Source organism: Arsenicicoccus bolidensis DSM 15745 (assembly GCF_000426385.1).
Lineage (GTDB): Bacteria > Actinomycetota > Actinomycetes > Actinomycetales > Dermatophilaceae > Arsenicicoccus > Arsenicicoccus bolidensis.
In genome coordinates, this window is the sequence record NZ_AUFG01000082.1 from 1 (window position 1) to 1,352 (window position 1,352).

At 72.1% G+C, this 1,352-nt stretch carries 1 protein-coding gene; it reads left to right on the plus strand.

All coding sequences use genetic code 11. The features are described from left to right. Positions 1 to 335: 335 nt before the first annotated feature. Positions 336 to 1,241 carry a hypothetical protein gene (locus K313_RS0119400; protein WP_029213021.1) on the plus strand — a complete coding sequence of 302 codons (906 nt, stop codon included), beginning with the start codon at positions 336 to 338 and terminating at the stop codon, positions 1,239 to 1,241. The last annotated feature ends 111 nt before the right edge of the window (positions 1,242 to 1,352 follow it).

Sequence of the window (1,352 nt, forward strand, 5' to 3'; positions counted from 1 at the left end):
CCTGACCCGCCTGCCCTGACCCGCCTGCCCTGACCCGCCTGTCCTGACCCGCCTGTCCTGACTCCCCCGGCGTGCGACCCTCCGTCCACCGTCTTCGCCGTCGTCCCCCGTCTTGGCCTGCATCCCCCGTCTCGAGCTGCAGCACCAGACGGACGACGCTCGTCGAGACCAGGGATGGCCGCCGAGACCATGGATGGCCGCGAATTCGGGCGCTGACGGATCACGTGCGTCGCCCGCGGGTCGTCATCCACAAGGCCAACGAATCCTCACGCCGTCATCCACAGACGAACGAAGGCGCCTGGCACACGCTGCGCACCCGCAGCAGGGTGGTGGGCATGCCGATACCGCCAGCCCTCCTCGCCCGTGAGTTCTTCTCGCGGGACGACGCCCTCGCCTCCGGCGTCTGTGACGCCGACCTGCGCACAGCCTGCAAGGACGGCGTCATCACCCGCATCCGCCGGGGGTGGTACACAGGTCTGCCCGTGCCCTGGCCGGTCGACCGCTATCGGGTGGACGCCCTGATCGAGCAGCACCTGCACCCAGGGCAGCGGCCCAGCCACCACACCGCGCTGGCGGTCGCGCGGTTGCCGCTGCACGAGCCTGACCTGTCGGTGCTGCACATGCGATGGCGGGGCACGGGTCGACGTCAACGCTCCGGCCGGGCGCACCTGCATGAGGCGCTCCTCGTGGACTCCGGGTGCAGGGTCGCCCGGGCCGTCATGGAGACCGCCCTGCTGGATCCCGAGTCCGCCCTCATGGCGGCCGACGAGGCCCTGCGCACCAGCCGGACGACGGCGAACGACCTCGCTGTGTGGGCCCGACGGCTCGCGTTCGAGCGAGGCGGATCAGGAGTGATGCTCGTGCACCGGCTGGCGGACGGCCGACGCGAGTCACCCGGGGAGTCACGTTCCGCTCTGGCGCTGCACCACCTCGGCTACGCGACGACGCCGCAGGTCCCGGTGACCGGTCGTCTGAAGCGCTACCGCGTGGACGGGGCCATCGACGGCGAGTGGGTCTGCTTCGAGTACGACGGGCGCGGGAAGTATGCCGACCCGGTGTCAGGCCGTGTGCTGCCCAGCGAGAAGGTGCGCGAGGACGACATCCGCGACCAGGGGTGGGAGGTCGTCCGCATCACCAACGAGCTGCTCGACGACCCCGCGCTGCTGCGCCGCAAGGTCGAGGGGGCACGCCTGCGCGCCCGGCGGCGTCACGGGATGGGCCGGAGGGTCGCTGCAGCCTGACTTCTTGTATGGCGGAGCGGCGCAGACGCGAGGACACGGCGTCAGCGGAGCGGCGGCGTGGTCGGCGGAGCCGGAGCGGCGGCGTGGCGCCGGAGCCGGGGCGGTGATGCG

Excerpts from the sequence above, each read along its gene's own strand:
- K313_RS0119400 (WP_029213021.1), top strand. The coding sequence starts at position 336 with ATGCCGATACCGCCAGCCCTCCTCGCCCGTGAGTTCTTCTCGCGGGAC.